Below are 15169 nucleotides of genomic sequence, written 5' to 3'. Positions count from 1 at the left end.
ACGCAGAAATGGAATGGCGCTACGCGTATCCGCGTAGCGCCATTCCATCTGCGAGTCGTCAGTCTAAGACCGCAGCGATAAACCCTAGAGCCGTGTGTCGAAGGAATCGCAGAAGACATTTTCGTTGAACGTCCCCTGGAACCCGGACTTGCCCATGATCTTCTCGATGGTGGCCCGGATAGCCTCCACGGTTCCCGCATGCGCATGGATGGCGGTCTTGACCATCGGCACGTCGATGAGGTGGTTGGGCTGGTTCAGCGACACAAACACTGTGGGCACCTCGGTGACGTACCACGGGATTTCCGCGGCCATCGGGGTGGACCACTTGATCCGGATCGCCGCTTCCTGGGCGAAGCCCTTGACGTTCGCGACGACAAACGCCGCGTCATACTTGTCCGCGTATTCGCCGGTGGCCTCCTCGGAGATGATGGACATAAAGTTGACGCCCGTCTCCCCCGCCGCCTTGCGCTGATCGGCAGTCTTGAACACGTGCACCTCGAAGCCGGCTTTTTCCAGCTCGACCTTGACCGTGTCCAGGTAGGCCAGCGGGTCCGCCAGAGTGAAGTCCGGGCCGCCGGAGATGCCGTACAGGCGGATCCGCTTGTGCGTCTCCGGCCGGATGGGCAGGTTTTTCGCGGTGTCCTTGACCAGGGTGACTGTCTTGTCCGCGATCTCCGCGGCGACGGCACGGTGCGCCGCGCTGCCGATCTTCGCCAGGGCTTCCACCGGAGGAACCAGTTCGTTGCGTGCCGTGAGGTGCAGCCCTAAGGAGGCCTTGAGAGCCAGGATGCGGCGCAGGGCGTCATGCAGGCGCTGCTCGGTGATAACGCCGGACTTGTAGCCATCCAGCATGTATCGGAAGTCTTCGTCGGCGTTGCGGAAGAACAGGAACATGTCGCAGCCGGCGGCAATGGTCGCTGGAACCAGGTCCTTGCGCTTCAGTGCCTGGGTCAGGCCGATCATCTGCGAGGCGTCCGTGAGGATGAGCCCGTTGAAGCCGAGCTCGCCACGCAGCAGGTCTTGGAGTAGCTCCGGAGCCAGGGTTGCGGGCAGGATGTCCTTGTCCGCCAGGCCCGGGCGGAAGTGCCGGGACAGCTCCGGCGCGCCGATGTGCCCGATCATGATGGACTGCACGCCGTGCCCGATCATCTCGCGGTACACGTGGCCGTACGTCTTGTTCCACTCGTCATAGCCGAGGGTGTTGTAGGACGTGACCACGTGCTGGTCGCGCTCGTCCATGCCGTCGCCGGGGAAGTGCTTCATGGCACAGGCAGTGGGTGATTCACTGATCCCGTCGAAGTACTCCTTGGCCCGTTCCACCACGATCTCCGGCGTGTTGCCGAAGGCCCGGGTGGAGATCACCGTGTTCCGCCAGTTGTAGTGGATGTCCACGATCGGCGCGAAGGCCCAGTTGCAGCCCAGGGCCGCGGTTTCCACGCCGGCAACCTGCCCCATCCGGCGTGCGATGGACTTGTCCGGGTGCGAACCTGCCTGCAGGTGCGTGGACACGAATGTGCCGTCGTCGCAGCTGCCTGCACCACCCATTTCCGGGTTGGACGCCACCAGCAGCGGCACCTTGGACTTCGACTGCGCGTGCCGGATGTGTTCCTGCACGGCAGCGGACGGGCCTGGCCGGTAACGCATGCCGCCCACATGGAAGTTCTCCAGCACACCATCGAGGTACTCCGGGGAGTAATCGTTGTTGTGGTTGATGAACAGCTGCCCGATCTTTTCCTCAAGCGACATCGATTCCAGGGTGGTGTTCACCCAGGTGACCGCTGCGTCGTCGAGGTTGAACGGCGCGGCCTGGAGGTCGACGTCGAACTGGCGCCCCGGGGTGCCAGCGACACCGGCTGCGGCAGTTCCGTGACCGTGGGGGAAGCTTCCGACGGCGGCAGTCACCGCAGCTGCGATGCCCGCCAACGCGTCCGCCACGACCTGGTCCACTGGACCAGCGATATCCACCACAATGCCGGCCTCATCGGCTTCCAGCGCTTCGAGGGTGGCCAGCTGGGATTCCAGCAGCGCGGGCGGCATGAAGTGCCCGGAGCGGCCTTCGGTCCGTGCCCTGAGGACGTCTTTGCTGCCGTGCAGGTGCAGGAACACAGTGTCCGGCGCCTGGGCGCGGATGGCGTCGCGGTAGCTGCGGCGAAGAGCCGAGCAGGCCAGGACCAGGCCACCTTTGGCAGCAGCCAATTCGGAGCCCACCGTGGCGAGCCACGGCCGGCGGTCCTCGTCGGTCAGCGGAGTACCCGCTGCCATCTTGGCGACGTTCTCCACCGGGTGGAGGGAATCGCCGTCGAGGAACTGAACGCCCAGCTCGCGGGCCACCAGGTCACCGATGGTGGTCTTGCCGCAGCCGGAGACGCCCATAACGATGACGCGGGGACCGGTGGCTCCCGCGGTGGAAGGGGATGTCGTGGCGGTCACCAGTCGTGCACCGTTCCGTCCACCAGGCGGTTGTACGGCAGGTAGGCCTGCTGGTACGGGTACGCCGCTGCGGCTTCCTCGTTGAATTCGACGCCGATGCCGGGCTTGTCGCCCGGGTGCAGGTACCCGTCCTTGAAGGTCATGGACTGCTCGAAGACCTCGTTGGTCTTATCCGAGTGCTGCATGTATTCCTGGATGCCATAGTTGTGGATGGCCAGGCCCACGTGCAGCTGGGCCGCGAAGCCCACCGGGGAAATGTCCGTGGGCCCGTGGAAGCCGGACTTGATCTGATACTGGGCGGCGAAATCCATGACCTTCTTCAGCGGGGAAATGCCGCCGAAGTGGGTGGAGGCTGCGCGCACGTAGTCGATCAGCTGTTCCTTGATCAGGGTCTGGTAGTCCCACACGGTGTTGAAGATTTCACCGATGGCCAGCGGGGTGGTGGTGTGCTGGCGGACCAGGCGCAGGCCCTCCTGGTTTTCGGCCGGGGTGCAGTCTTCGAGCCAGAAGAGGTCGTACGGTTCCAGGGCCTTGCCGAGCTTGGCGGCCTGGATGGGCGTCATTCGGTGGTGGCCGTCGTGCAGCAGCGGGATTTCGGGGCCGAACTCGTTGCGCACGGCTTCGAAAACGGTGGGCAGGTGGCGCAGGTAGGCGCGGGTGTCCCAGTCCTCTTCCTGCGGGAACGCGCCGCGGCCGGCGGGTTCGTAGTCGTAGCGTTCGCCCGATGCCTGGGCCTGGGCGGCCACACCGTAGACGGCCTTGATGCCGGGGACAGCTGTCTGGATGCGGATGGACTTGTAGCCCAGTTCCAGGTGCTCACGGACGGAATCGAACAGCGACTCGATGTCCGCGCCGGAAGCGTGGCCGTAGGCGCGCAGGCCGCTGCGTGAGGCACCCCCCAGGAGCTGGTAGACCGGCATGTTCGCCATCTTGCCCTTGATGTCCCACAGGGCCATGTCCACGGCGGCGATGGCTGCCATGGTGACCGGCCCGCGGCGCCAGTAGGAGCTGCGGTACAGGAACTGCCAGGTGTCCTCGATCTTGTGCGGATCCTTGCCGATCAGCAGCTGGGCCACGTGCTCTTTAAGGTATGCGGCAACAGCCAGTTCACGGCCATTCAGGGTGGCATCACCGATCCCGGTGACCCCGTCGTCCGTAGTGATGCGCAGGGTCACGAAGTTACGTGACGGGCTTGTCACGAAGACTTCAGCGGCAATGATTTTCACGGCAGATCCTTTCGGGGACTTCTGGTCAGATGGTGGTGCTGGAAGATAGTGGCCGGCAGTTGTGCCGGCGCCAACCGGCAAACCTGTTTCAGTAGTGGTCCTGGCGTCAGCGGTGGTGCTGGTATCAGCGGCTTCGGCGGCGCCCACAGTTTTGGTCCGGCGTTCCTGGATAGGATCTCCGTACTTGGCGTCGGTCAGTGTGTACTTGGACATTACTGATACGGCAAGGATAGTCAGCACGGCCGGGATTGCGCCCGCGGCGACCTGGATGCCGAACAGGGCGTCCACGGACTGGACCGCTCCGGACTTGTAGCCGCCCAGCGCCAGGGCGTATGCCGCCAGGGCGCCGCCCACAGCCTGGCCGCACTTGCGGGTGAAGGAGAACAGCGCGTAGGTGATTCCCTGAGTGCGGACACCGCACCGCCGAAAACAGTGACCAGCGAGGAGTAGATGCAGACGCTCTTCTTGCCGACGTTACGGACCAGCTTGGGCATAAAGGTGGACAGGAAGAAGGTGAGCGCGAGCTGGATGATGAACAGCACCGGGTAAAGGTCCAGGCGGCCCAGGGCGTCGCGCAGGTAATACAGCTGCACGGAGGTCAGGGAGAGGAAGAAGAAGGAGCTCAGGCACAGCATCAGGAGGGGCTTGTTGCCTTTGAGCGTGTCCACGCTCTGCTTGAACGTCACCTTGGGGACGGCGCGGTGCACGCGTTCCTTGGCGGTCAATGCAGTAAAGAAGTACAACGCCGCTCCGAAGACCGCGAAGACCAGGGTGATGGTGGCGAACGTCGACTGAAGGTCGGCGCCGGGTTTGATCAGCGGGGCGACGAAGATACCCAGGGAAGAACTCACCAGCAGGGCGCCGATCATGCGGGCCGAGCCCAGTTTTGCGCGCTCTCCCGGGTCCTGCGTCATGGCGCCGGCCAGTGAGCCGTACGGAATGTTCACGAGGCTGTAGGCCAGGCCGAGGGCTGCGTAGGTGACATAGGCGTACAGCAGTGTGCCGGATTCGCCCAGCTGCGGAATGGAGAAGGTTGCCATGCTCAGCAGGAGCAGCGGACGGGAGCCGAACATGATGAAGGGACGGAACTTACCGAAGCGCTTGCTGTAGGTCCGGTCTACGAGCCGGCCGGCGAAGACGTCGGCGAAGGCGTCGAAGAGCCTGACTACCAGCAACAGGGTTCCAGCGGCTGCGGCAGAGATACCGGCAACGTCCGTGTAGTACACAAGCAGGAACATGGTGGCGGTGGTGAACGCGAGGTTGTTGGCTGCATCGCCGGCGCCATAGCCGATGATGCTGAGCTTGTTTAGCTTTTTCATGAGTTGTGGGCTCCCTTACCCTTACCGCCGCGTGTTTCTTGTTGTCTGTAACCCTAGTCACGTGGCAATAAAATGGCAAGCGGTTGCCACAAATCTCTGTTGAAGCTTCACAAAACCTTGGCCGAGCTGTACGCCGAGCTTGGCCGCTGGAGCGGCATCGTCGAACTCACCGATGGACCAACGAAGACGAAGCAGCCACTCACTTACTGATCCAGCGCGGCGTCGCCTTCCGGGAACCGAAGTTCTTCGACGCGTCACGCGACGCCGGCCCCGTAGTCCGGGCAGGGGCAGCGGTTGCGGCCTTGGAGCCCGGGCCGTGGTGTTCTGCACGATCATCTCCGTTGCCGACCTGCTAGGCGCGATCGGATTTTCCTCGTTCGGGGTGCTCATGTTCTACCTGGTCGCCACCCTCCCGCCGCTATCCGTGATGCTCGGCGTCCTCATGTTCGTAGCAGGGATGATCCTGCGTCTGGTCAGGCCGCGGAGGAAACCCTGACCCGGACGGGGCCGGATATAGCCGTCCTAACGGCAATGCCGTTCGGTTAGGGGCCGGGGTCGGGTGTCAAGATCCTCGTGCTGAGTGTCGCGGGGTACGTGCGGCTGTCGATATCCCGTTCCTTGGCCCCATACTTGGAAATCGCGCGTTTGACCACCCGAGGCCGGGTGCGGATGCGGCGGGCCGGCATCAGTTCGGCCAGCACCGCGGCCCCGATGCGTCCGCCCAGGTCGATCACGACTTCGGCCAGGATCCCGCGGGCCTGGACGACCTGGTCGCGGGCGGCGCGCCCAGACTTCCTAGATGACCGCGCCCGGGTGCCGACCGCGCAGAACCCGGCCGCCCAAGATGCGTGATTTCAGCTCGCAGTACGCTGTTTCGATCTCCCAGCGCTCATGGTAGAGGCTCATCAGTCCCAATGCTGGAGCCTGGCGGGGATCCAGCAGCGTGGTGACCAGCCGGTATTCGGCGGTCAGGGTCTTGGCCTCGGTCGTGCTGGTCAGGACCGCGTCGATGACCCTGATCGGTAGCCCTGCGGCGTTGGAGAGATACGAACCATCGGGAAGCAGCCGCAGGACCGGCAGTTGCATGGATTTGGCCCCGGTCTTGGCACGGAAAAGGAAGTCCGCACCGGTTTCGGTCACCTCGCGGCAGAAGGCGTAGGTGGCGAAGTTTTTGATCCCCGAGCAGCACCATGCCCGATTGCATGGCCGAGATCACCTGGCGGGCGTAGGTCAGCTCTCCCACGGCATCGGTACCGAAGGCGGCCTCGATGACCGAACGGGTTCCGGCGGTGAGGATCGCGACCAACCTGATCATCGGGTACCCGGCTTCGCCTTTGGGGCCACTGCGGGGTTTGGTATAACGTGACCGGTTGGCCTCGGTATCGGCCACCGCCAGCTGGGTGCCATCGATCGCCACGACCAACCGGCCCGCAAACCGGGTCGTGTGCTGGGCACCGGTCACCGCCGGTCCTTTTACCAGGGAGAACAACTCGCGCACCGGGGCCGTTCCCACGCGGTGCATCGCTTCGCTCAGCGCCGAGGCCGACGGGCTCTGCACCGGGGCCGGCAGCCTCGTCCCCAACCGTGCGGGCAGTCGCCGGACCCTGCGTTCCTTGCCGCCAGCGGCCTCAAGCGCGGCATCGACCATATCGAACGGAACGACACGGGTCAGCTCTCCCAAAGGCCCCGGCGCGAAGACCCCCGGAGCATGATTAATGGCAGAATCGAACATCGTGGCTCCCGTATGGGTAGATCAGTCTTGGAGGACCGAACTACTCAAGCAGGAGCCACGCCTTCTTAACCCGGTGACACGCCGATCTCACACAGCCTTGACACCAGACCCAGGCCGCTAACCGAACGGCATTGGTCCTAACGGGGCAAAAAATAGTTGGCGTACTCCCAGCGCCAGACTTCATGTGGGTGGGCGCCGGCCAGGGATCCTTCACAGCCTGGCACGCCCACGGAGGGATTTGAATTGATGTGGACACCGAATGTTGGTGCGGCGGCAGCGTCAGCCGATGATGGGTCGTTCCTCGGGCAGCTGGTAAAGCCTGGGCCGGGACGAGAGGGCGAGGGCGGAAGCGACGGTGATGGTCCCGATGCGGCCGGTGAACATGAGGGCCATCAGCACCCATCGAGCGCCAGGCGGAAGGTTGTAGGTGATGCCGGTGCTCAGTCCTACGGTAGCGAAGGCTGAGATGGATTCGAACAGAACTTTTTCCAGGCTGTAGTCGGTGAGCATGAGGAGAAGCAGGGTGCCGGTGATGACTGCTGCGACGCCGAGCAGAGCGACGGTCAGGGCCTGGCGCTGTGAGGAGGAGCTGATGGAGCGGTGCCCGATGGTGACTTGGCCGCGGCCGCGGATTTCGTTCCAGATCGCGAAGGCCAGGACCAGAAATGTGGTGATCTTGATGCCGCCGGCGGTGCCGGCGCTGCCGCCGCCGATGAACATCAGGACGTTGGTGACCATTAAGGTTTCCGGTGACGCGGCGCCGTAGTCGATGCTATTGAACCCTGCAGTGCGTGGGAAGACGCCGCCGGCCAGAGACGCGACGAGTTTCCCACCCAGGCTCAGCGGGCCGAGGGTTTCGGGGCGGTTCCACTCAAACGCGGCGAACAGCGAGATACCTGCGGTGAGCAGGAGGAGGGTGCCGTAGATGGTCAGGCGGAGGTGGATGCTCCAGTTTTTGATTCTGGTGTCGCGGTTGAAGAGCTGGATGATCACGGGGAATCCGAGGCCTCCGGCGATCACTGCACCGCAGATCGGGATGATGATCCATGGGTCTTCGGCGAAGCTGATGAGGTTGTCACTGTAGAGCCCGAAGCCGGCGTTGTTGAACGCGGAGACGGCGTGGAAGGTCCCGTGCCAGAGGGCCGTCGCGGGGTTGTCGTCGTAGGCGACCCAGAAGCGGGCGGCCAGGAGCAGCGCGGTGGCTGTTTCGAAGGCTGCCATGATTCTCGCTACGCGGAACAGCACTGACCTGACGTCGCCGAAGTTCAGTGTGTGGGTTTCGGACTGTGCCACGAGCTGGCCGCGCAGGCCGATGCTCTTGCGCACGAGCAGGGCCAACAAGGTCGCCAGGGTCATGATGCCGAATCCTCCGACCTGGATGAGTCCGAGGATCACTGCCTGGCCGAACGGGGTCCAGAACGTGGCGGTGTCCACGGTGACCAGGCCGGTGACGCAGACAGCCGAGACGGCGGTGAAGAACGCGGTGATCACGATGTCGCCGTCGGTGCCGGTGCGTGAGACCGCGAGCATCAGCAGCCCGGCGCCGAAGATGATGACGGCCAGGAACGCCAGCGGTACTGACCGGACGGGGTGCAGTAGCCCGTCCCGGATCCGGCTCCCGCCTTCTTTGGCATTCTTCAGCAAATTCCGGTGAACTAACCGGCGCTCGGTCATGCCGCACCGCCTTCCAGAGGCTGGGGTTCTGCTTCTGCTTCGGCTGCGACGTTGCGGATGCCGCGGGGGCGGCCGGCTTTGGACCAGGCCCGGTAGAGGATGGCAGCGATGGCCAGGGCGGCAGCGAGGCTGACGACGGGAAGGCCGCGGGACAGGTTGGCGATGAGGGTGAACGCGACGACGGTAGCGCCTGCGAGGTTCATGATGAGGTAGCCGCGGCGGCGGTCCTGGTGGGAGAACACGGCCATGGAGATCAGGCCGGCTAGGAAGCTGAGGAAGACTGAGACGGCGTAGAACAGGACGAGTTCCTGGTCGTTCCCGCCAGCTGCGGCCGTGATGGCTCCGGCGAGGAGGATGAACAGGGCGACACCCCAGTAGGGGGTGTGGTGGATGTTGGTGTGGCCCAGGCGCGGGGAGAGTATGCCGATGGTTTCACCGTGAGGGCTGGTGCGCCGGGCGAGGGCCTTGAGCAGGCCCGGGCCTGCCTGGAAGGATGAGCTTGCCGCGGCGAGGAGCAGCAGAGCGGTGACGAGCTGGAACGCCGCGAAAACCGGTTCCGGGGCGGCCAGCCGTGCCAGCTCGGCGATCTGCGTGCTGTCTTCCGGAGGGATGCCCACCTGCAGGTGGGCTGCTTCTGCGGCCAGGCCGAGCGTGATGGTTCCGACGATGGCGAGGGTGAGGGTGAGGGTGACCCGGCCGAACCGGCTCCGCCCTGCGTTGTCCAGCTGCCCCAGCTGCGCGATCGCGGAGGACGGGGCCTCAACCCCTGTGGCTAGGGCCATGGCGACAGGAAAGGCCAGGACCACGGCGAGCACCGGCGGGTGCCCGGGAACGGCGGTGATAGTCCCGACCGGCTGCGGGGTAGCTCCCAGTCCGTAGAGCAGGACGATGGCGGCGACGAGGATGAACGCCACCGTCATTGCGGCGAACACCAGCCGTCCCAGGTGCCCGAACCACGTGATGGCACCGACGAGGACGACCAGGCCCAGGGCAAGCACCAGCCGCCATGGCGCCAGGGCAGGGAAGTAAGCGATGGCCGCCGACGCTCCGGCCGAGACGCTGATGGCGATGGTGAGGACGAAGTCAACCACCAGTGCCCCGATGGGAATGAAGGACCACCGGTCCCCGAACGCTTCGCCGGTGGCCGCGGCGGCACCCCCTCCCTGCGGGTAGCGGATGATCAGCTGCCGGTAGTTCAGGATCACGAGGGCGATGATCCCGACGACGAGGACCATCGTGGGCACCAGCAGCGCCAGGTCGCCGTCCAGCGCCCGGAGGGCCGCCTCGATAGCGTAGGCCACGGATGAGACCGGGTCGGCCATCACCGCAAACGAGAACGCCAGCAACAGGGCGGTCCGGGACCGAAGGGCCCCGGCGAGGCCGTGACGCGGGGAGGTCCTGTCAGTTGACGGCATCAGATAATCCTTTCCATCCGCTGTCTATTGTCTGCCTTTTCGGGGCATGTCACCGTTGCCCCGGCACGGAGCGCACCCGGAACTATAACACCGGATATCCGTCATACATGGGCTTGGAGGCTGGCCATAAAGACTTCTTGACGCCCCCGAGTGCTTGCCCCCACGTCATGGGGATGTCCGTTCCCTGCGCACACGTCGGAACCCGGTCCGGCCCTTCCTCGCGGGGTTTGGCGCTTGTATGCTGTGGACCGGAGAGCCGGGAAGCCAAGTCGGCCCCCGGGTGGAAACTGCGGAACGCCGTTGGCGACCGCTTCGGGCGTTCACATGACGACCTTAGGAACGGGCAGACCATGAACGCACCATCGCATCCGGTGATTGAAACGACCCGGCTGGTGAAGGATTTCGGCAGGACCCGGGCACTGGACGGCCTGGAGCCGCCGGTGAAGTCCACCGATTCCTCGGCCCCAACGGTGGAGGCAAATCCACCACCCCCATGGTGCTGCTGGGGCTCATCCGCCCCCACCTCCGGATCGGCCCGTGTCTTCGGCCTTGACCCCTGGGCCGACCCGGTTAAAGCACACCGGGACATTGCTTACGTTCCCGGGGATGTCAGTCTGTGAACGTACCTTCCGGCGGGAAGGTCATCGATCTGCTCACCGGCCTGCTCGGCGGCGCGGACGAGCATTAGCCGTGTGGATGCCCAAGGTCAACCGTCAGAGTGCGATCCGAGTGGGACCAATCATGACCGTCCCGCCGGGGCCAAAAAGACTTGACACAGCCAGGTCGGAGTAGTTCGTCTCGCTCATGGTCACCTGATACCGGGGTGACGGGATAGCTTCGCCGTAGTCTTGGACAGTGAGCGAGACTCGTGTGATCCAAACACGCCTGGGTCCGGTGGAAGTCATGTACGCGCCCGGGTACAAGCCTGCTGTGCTGTTCTTCCCGGGCGGACATTGCTCTGCGTCCAGCGATTGCGGTTGGAGCCTCTACACATCTGCAGGGCACGGGGTGCTGGCGTTCTCACGCCCTGGCTACGGGAACACGGACGTGGGACGCCTCAATGCGGCCGAGTTTATCCCGGCCGTGGCTGAGTGCTGCCAGGCTCTGGGTATTGACGGGACGGCCGGGGCGGTTGGGGTCTCCTTCGGTGGCATGCAGGCCATTCACGCGGCGTGGTCTCTGCCGGCATTGGTGCCTCGACTGGTTCTGCACAGCTGCGCCCCTTCGACGCTGGCGTATCCAGATACCCGCATCGAATCGGTGTTTGGCCCGCTGGTTTTCTCCCCGTCCCTGGAGATCCTCATCTGGGCGGCGGTGGCGCGTTTGGTCGGTTCCGATGCCGGGCTGCGCCAGCTGGTAGGTGCATTGTCGACGCGGCCGGTCAATGAGTGGTGGCATACGTGGTCCGCGGAGGACAAACGGCGGGCACGGGGGCTGTTCCAGACGATGCGTTCCGGCAGCGGGTTCGTCAACGATCTGCAGCAAGCCCGGCGGGATCGTTCTTCATACCGCCGGTTAGTTCAAACCCGAACGGCCTGTCCGACATTGGTGACCGGATCACGCCATGACGCGGGCGTCGCTTTCGCCCACGCAGCGGACTACGCGCGTACGATCCCCGGGGCCGTGCTCGTCGAACTGGACGCGCCCAGTCACCTGTTCTGGCTGGGACCAACGCACGCAGAAGCCCAAGCAGCCGTCAGTGCCTTTTTGGACTCTTAGTCCTACTGTCTCAGAAGTGGGCGCACATGGTGTCGGCCAGAATCGCGAAGATGGCCGGCAGGACCTGGACGAGACGGGGAAAGATGCCCGTACCGGTGATTCGGTCAGCGGACACGGTTGGACCCCAAGAGGGATGCGGCTTCAGGGTCGTCAAAGCGGCCCTGCAGGTGGTCGACCAGGTCCAGTGCGCCGGCGGTGCAAGGCCCTGTGCCGGCACTCGCACGCTGAGGGTCATGGAGTACGCGGTCCTGCCTGTAATTGGTGGTGCCCTGTGTGAAGGGTGCTCAATGCCCCACGTGTCACTTCTGCCCTGACACGCAGGGCCACGGCCGGGTGTTGGATTTGGTTCAGACTGCACCGCTTGCCGTGTCACGTCTCTGGTGCCAGACAAAGACAAGCCGCAGTGCTGAGACGGACGTTAGGGATACTCCTATGAGCAGTAAGGTGGCCAAGTCGTGGAGGATGAGTTGGATCACCAGGACGAGCAGGGCGCCGAGACAGGCCAGAAACCCGGCGCTGCTGACGAGCCGGGACCAGAAGCCCGGCAGGACCCGGGCCGCGAGCAGGTTCGTGGCTCCGAAAACGGTCAGGAACACTGCCGATCCAAAGGTCAGGAGCGCAGTAATGTCCGGCAGCATGGCGAAGGCGGCGCCGAACACGGCCAGGAACACGAGCGGGGTGACGGGCAGCCCGGCCCGGGTCTTTGTGAACACGGACGGCAGCTCCTTCGCCAGGGCGATCTCGTGCATCTGGCGGGCCGTCGAGAACAAGGTTGCGTTGATGGCGGAACTCGCGGCCAGGAGCGCGCCGAGGCTTGCGATCCAGTATCCCGCCGCACCCAGGGCCGCCTGCCCGGCCGCTGCGAATGCCACTTCTTTTTGGGCAACGATGACGCTGTCGCTGACCAGCATTTGAGAGCCGATCGTCACGATGACGTAGACCAGGGTTACGATCGCCACTGAGAGGTAGAGGGCCCGCGGCAGCGTCCAGCGCGGCCTCGCGAGGTCATCGTAGTCGTAGGAGAGCAGCTCGAACCCTTCGTAGGCGACGAAGATGGATGCTGATGCCACTATGACACCGGCCAGGCCCATGTCATCTAACGGGGTAAGCCTTTCCGGGGAGAAGTGCGCGAACCCGAGGGCGGAGATCAGGGCAAGAACGGCGACCTTGATCAGGACCACGAGGTCCTCCGAGAGCGCCGAAGCGCCGACCCCGCGCAGGTTGATCCCCAGAAACACGATCAAGATCAGGACCGCGAAACCGTTCGCGAACTCCGCCGGCAGACCAAACGCATGTGCGGCGTAGTGTCCGAAGGTGTAGCCATACACCGCTAAAGCGATCAGATACCCGAACATGAGCAGCCAGGAGATGTAGGAGCCGCTACGTGGGTATCCGGCATTGTGCAGGTAGAGGAAGAGGCCGCCGGAACGTCCGGCCCGGGCCGAGAGTGCCGCGAAGGAATGCGCGGTCACCATGGCAATGGCGCCTCCGATGATGAAGCTCCCGACGGCGAGGTGTCCGGCCAGGGCGACAGTCACACCCAGGACGCTGAAGATGCCCCCGCCGATCATGCCTCCGACGGCCATCGCCACCGCATCACGCAAGCGGAGCTTACCCAGTCCCTTGTCGCGGTGCGCGGCCGTCCGGGGATGGAACGCCGCCTTCGGTGTCGGAGGTCCCGAATTCATGTCGTGAGCCCAATCTCTATGCCAGTGACGACCGGATGTAGTGCCTGCGCCGACCGTAGCACTGACTCTTAGCGGCCGGGGGTGGCGAGGGCTAGGATGCTCATTGAGGCCCAGTGAAAGGAAGACAAATGACCACTGACAGCGCATTCACGATTGTGGTGGGATTTGACGGTTCCGAGCATTCTCAGGAAGCACTGAGCTGGGCCATAGATGAGGCCAGACAGCGCAGCGGGCAGCTCCGACTGATCACAGCCTGGAGCAGGGCACCGATGGCCTGGTATCCGGCCGTGCTGGAAACGGCGGCGGGTGAAATCGCCGCTGAAGAGTCCCCGGAGCAGATCGCACGGACACTTCAGGCTGAGGCGCTGAAGTCCGCTGCAGATGAGGGCGTGACCGCCACCGGGCAGCTCGTTCACAGTGATTCACCGGCTTCAGCAATACTCGACGCTGCCCAAGACGCCGATCTCGTCGTCGTCGGCTCCCGCGGGCACGGCGGATTCCCCGCTCTGCACCTGGGCTCGGTCACGACCCAGGTCATCAACCACGCACCATGCCCCGTGCTGGTCGTCCGGCCTAAGGCCGCTTGAGGCGTCAACTGCCGACAAACTACCGCGGCGTCGGGGGAGGGCGGCTGTCGAATTGTCTGGCGACGATGACGTCAGTTGAGGAATGGGCCAGAATGGACAGCACAATGACCAGCGCCACGAGATGAAAAAGCTCGTCGGAGCGTTCCACGCCTGATTCGAGCACGAGAAGCCCGTAGACGACGGAGGCGAACCCTTTCGGCCCGAACCACATAGCCGCGAGTTGTTCCTTGGCGGGCAGCCGGGTGCCGAGAAACGAAACCAGCAGAGCCAACGGGCGGGCCACGACGATGGCCAGGACTGCAAAGACCCATCCCGTCCAGGCAATCTCTCCGAACAAGAAGGTCGGTGTGATCAACGCACCAAACACCAGGATGGCCGCCAGCTTCAGCAGCTCGGAAACCAGTTCCCCGAACTGTTCGAATTCCTCCCGGAAGCCCGGGCCCGCGGTAGCGACCGTAATACCGGCCGAGAACCCTGCGAGGAAGAGGTTGGCCCCGGTCACCAGGCAGATGGCAAGTACGAGCATGCCAATGGATACCGCGACCAGCGGTTGCAGGCCTTTCGTTGCCATCAAAAAGGGAAGTCGCTCGAGCCATGACGATCAGTGGGACCAGGACACCGACAATCAGGCCCAAAGCGATTTCTTCAGTCAGAACCCCAGCGCCGACATCCGTTCCGCCGCCGAGGGCCAACAGCACGAGAACCACGGGAAGGGCCAGCCCGTCATTGAGCCCGGACTCGACGTTGAGTAGGTGGCGCAGGCGCCCGGGAACTTCCTTACGGCCCACAATGGCGGCCGCGAAAACCGGGTCAGTCGGTGCCAGCACCGCACCAAGCAAAAAGCACTGAAGCCAGGGAAGCCCAACAAGGTAATGGGCTAGCAGAGCGGTGATAAGAAGTGTCAGCGGCAGGCCCAGCAGCAGCGCCCGGCCGGGCAAACGCCACGCGCTGCGAAGATCGGACAGTCCCACTTTCATGCCGTCCGTATACAGGACCGAGAACAGAGCCAGCTGGGCCAGCACCCCCACGACAGGGCTACCGGGCGTTATGGGGACAACTCCGACTACACCCTGGCCCAGGACAAAGCCGCCGAGAAGAAACAGCACCGCGGTGGAAAGAACCGTCCGGCTGGCACGTTCGGAAATGAGGACACCCAACAGAAGCAACACCGCAAAAGCGAGAGTGAGCATCGGTATCATCCGTATTCCCCCATTTGCTTGCGTGACTCAGAATTCAGAAGCGGAACTACTTTGACGCCATAGTTGGATGCAGGACAGGCCCGCCCGGCCATTGTGCTTCAGAAACCCCGAGCCAGCACCCATCTGAGACGTTTCACGGTGAGACATCTTTACAAGATACGGGACGGCCTGGTCCGCCAT

The 15169-nt window shown here is 64.1% G+C and carries 11 protein-coding genes and 4 pseudogenes; 4 read left to right on the top strand and 11 right to left on the bottom strand.

What is annotated here, in order from left to right:
• Positions 1 to 84: 84 nt before the first annotated feature.
• The 3 genes and pseudogenes from ACQCS0_RS03375 to ACQCS0_RS03365 all read right to left on the bottom strand — a co-directional run.
• A complete protein-coding gene (locus ACQCS0_RS03375; RefSeq protein ID WP_354155430.1) occupies positions 85 to 2373 on the bottom strand; it encodes a gluconokinase, GntK/IdnK-type in 2289 nt (762 codons plus the stop codon).
• A gap of 53 nt (positions 2374 to 2426) precedes the next feature.
• Positions 2427 to 3656 carry a D-mannonate dehydratase ManD gene (manD, locus tag ACQCS0_RS03370; RefSeq protein ID WP_354155431.1) on the bottom strand — a complete coding sequence of 410 codons (1230 nt, stop codon included), beginning with the start codon at positions 3654 to 3656 and terminating at the stop codon, positions 2427 to 2429.
• Positions 3657 to 3905: 249 nt separating this feature from the next.
• A pseudogene (locus ACQCS0_RS03365) lies at positions 3906 to 4894 on the bottom strand (glycoside-pentoside-hexuronide (GPH):cation symporter); the annotation flags it as partial.
• Between the two features lie 397 nt (positions 4895 to 5291).
• Here ACQCS0_RS03365 and ACQCS0_RS03360 point away from each other — a divergent pair.
• Positions 5292 to 5471, top strand: coding sequence for a hypothetical protein (locus tag ACQCS0_RS03360; RefSeq protein WP_354155322.1), 180 nt, complete (start codon positions 5292 to 5294; stop codon positions 5469 to 5471).
• A gap of 46 nt (positions 5472 to 5517) precedes the next feature.
• Here ACQCS0_RS03360 and ACQCS0_RS03355 read toward each other — a convergent pair whose 3' ends face one another.
• The 5 genes and pseudogenes from ACQCS0_RS03355 to ACQCS0_RS03335 form a co-directional block, all read right to left on the bottom strand.
• Positions 5518 to 5709 (bottom strand): hypothetical protein, encoded by a 192-nt coding sequence (locus ACQCS0_RS03355; RefSeq protein ID WP_354224749.1) that lies wholly within the window; start codon positions 5707 to 5709, stop codon positions 5518 to 5520.
• A 61-nt stretch (positions 5710 to 5770) separates the two neighbouring features.
• Entirely contained in the window at positions 5771 to 6151 is a 381-nt protein-coding gene (locus ACQCS0_RS03350; protein WP_354155432.1) for a transposase, read from the bottom strand.
• A gap of 415 nt (positions 6152 to 6566) precedes the next feature.
• Positions 6567 to 6707: pseudogene (locus ACQCS0_RS03345) on the bottom strand (transposase domain-containing protein); the annotation flags it as partial.
• A gap of 279 nt (positions 6708 to 6986) precedes the next feature.
• Complete coding sequence (locus ACQCS0_RS03340; protein WP_354155323.1) at positions 6987 to 8381, bottom strand: potassium transporter TrkG; 1395 nt, start codon at positions 8379 to 8381, stop codon at positions 6987 to 6989.
• Positions 8378 to 9796 carry a hypothetical protein gene (locus tag ACQCS0_RS03335; RefSeq protein WP_354155324.1) on the bottom strand — a complete coding sequence of 473 codons (1419 nt, stop codon included), beginning with the start codon at positions 9794 to 9796 and terminating at the stop codon, positions 8378 to 8380. The genes ACQCS0_RS03340 and ACQCS0_RS03335 overlap by 4 nt, the downstream gene beginning before the upstream one ends.
• A 350-nt stretch (positions 9797 to 10146) precedes the next feature.
• Here ACQCS0_RS03335 and ACQCS0_RS03330 point away from each other — a divergent pair.
• Together ACQCS0_RS03330 and ACQCS0_RS03325 are read left to right on the top strand one after the other, a co-directional pair.
• Positions 10147 to 10475: pseudogene (locus tag ACQCS0_RS03330) on the top strand (ATP-binding cassette domain-containing protein); the annotation flags it as partial.
• A 176-nt stretch (positions 10476 to 10651) separates the two neighbouring features.
• Entirely contained in the window at positions 10652 to 11515 is an 864-nt protein-coding gene (locus ACQCS0_RS03325; RefSeq protein ID WP_354155325.1) for an alpha/beta hydrolase, read from the top strand.
• A gap of 347 nt (positions 11516 to 11862) precedes the next feature.
• Here the strand turns inward: ACQCS0_RS03325 and ACQCS0_RS03320 are convergent, their stop codons facing one another.
• Positions 11863 to 13203, bottom strand: a complete 1341-nt coding sequence (locus ACQCS0_RS03320; RefSeq protein ID WP_354155326.1) for an APC family permease — start codon at positions 13201 to 13203, stop codon at positions 11863 to 11865.
• 128 nt (positions 13204 to 13331) lie between these two features.
• On the opposite strand from ACQCS0_RS03320, the gene ACQCS0_RS03315 reads away from it, so the two are divergent.
• Entirely contained in the window at positions 13332 to 13790 is a 459-nt protein-coding gene (locus tag ACQCS0_RS03315; protein WP_354155327.1) for a universal stress protein, read from the top strand.
• Positions 13791 to 13809: 19 nt separating this feature from the next.
• On the opposite strand, the gene ACQCS0_RS03310 is transcribed toward ACQCS0_RS03315, so the two are convergent.
• On the bottom strand, positions 13810 to 14361 hold the full coding sequence (locus ACQCS0_RS03310) for a cation:proton antiporter (RefSeq protein ID WP_426940212.1): 552 nt from the start codon (positions 14359 to 14361) through the stop codon (positions 13810 to 13812).
• 85 nt (positions 14362 to 14446) lie between these two features.
• Positions 14447 to 14980: pseudogene (locus ACQCS0_RS03305) on the bottom strand (cation:proton antiporter); the annotation flags it as partial.
• Between the last annotated feature and the right edge of the window lie 189 nt (positions 14981 to 15169).

This window comes from Pseudarthrobacter sp. S6 (assembly GCF_050156575.1).
Classification (GTDB): domain Bacteria; phylum Actinomycetota; class Actinomycetes; order Actinomycetales; family Micrococcaceae; genus Arthrobacter.
The sequence above is the reverse complement of the archived record's forward strand: the minus strand, read 5'-3'. Positions and strand labels throughout refer to the sequence as shown.

Excerpts from the sequence above, each read along its gene's own strand:
- ACQCS0_RS03375 (WP_354155430.1), bottom strand. The coding sequence starts at position 2,373 with ATGGGCGTCTCCGGCTGCGGCAAGACCACCATCGGTGACCTGGTGGCC.
- ACQCS0_RS03340 (WP_354155323.1), bottom strand. The coding sequence starts at position 8,381 with ATGACCGAGCGCCGGTTAGTTCACCGGAATTTGCTGAAGAATGCCAAA.
- ACQCS0_RS03335 (WP_354155324.1), bottom strand. The coding sequence starts at position 9,796 with ATGCCGTCAACTGACAGGACCTCCCCGCGTCACGGCCTCGCCGGGGCC.
- ACQCS0_RS03320 (WP_354155326.1), bottom strand. The coding sequence starts at position 13,203 with ATGAATTCGGGACCTCCGACACCGAAGGCGGCGTTCCATCCCCGGACG.
- ACQCS0_RS03315 (WP_354155327.1), top strand. The coding sequence starts at position 13,332 with ATGACCACTGACAGCGCATTCACGATTGTGGTGGGATTTGACGGTTCC.
- ACQCS0_RS03310 (WP_426940212.1), bottom strand. The coding sequence starts at position 14,361 with ATGGCAACGAAAGGCCTGCAACCGCTGGTCGCGGTATCCATTGGCATG.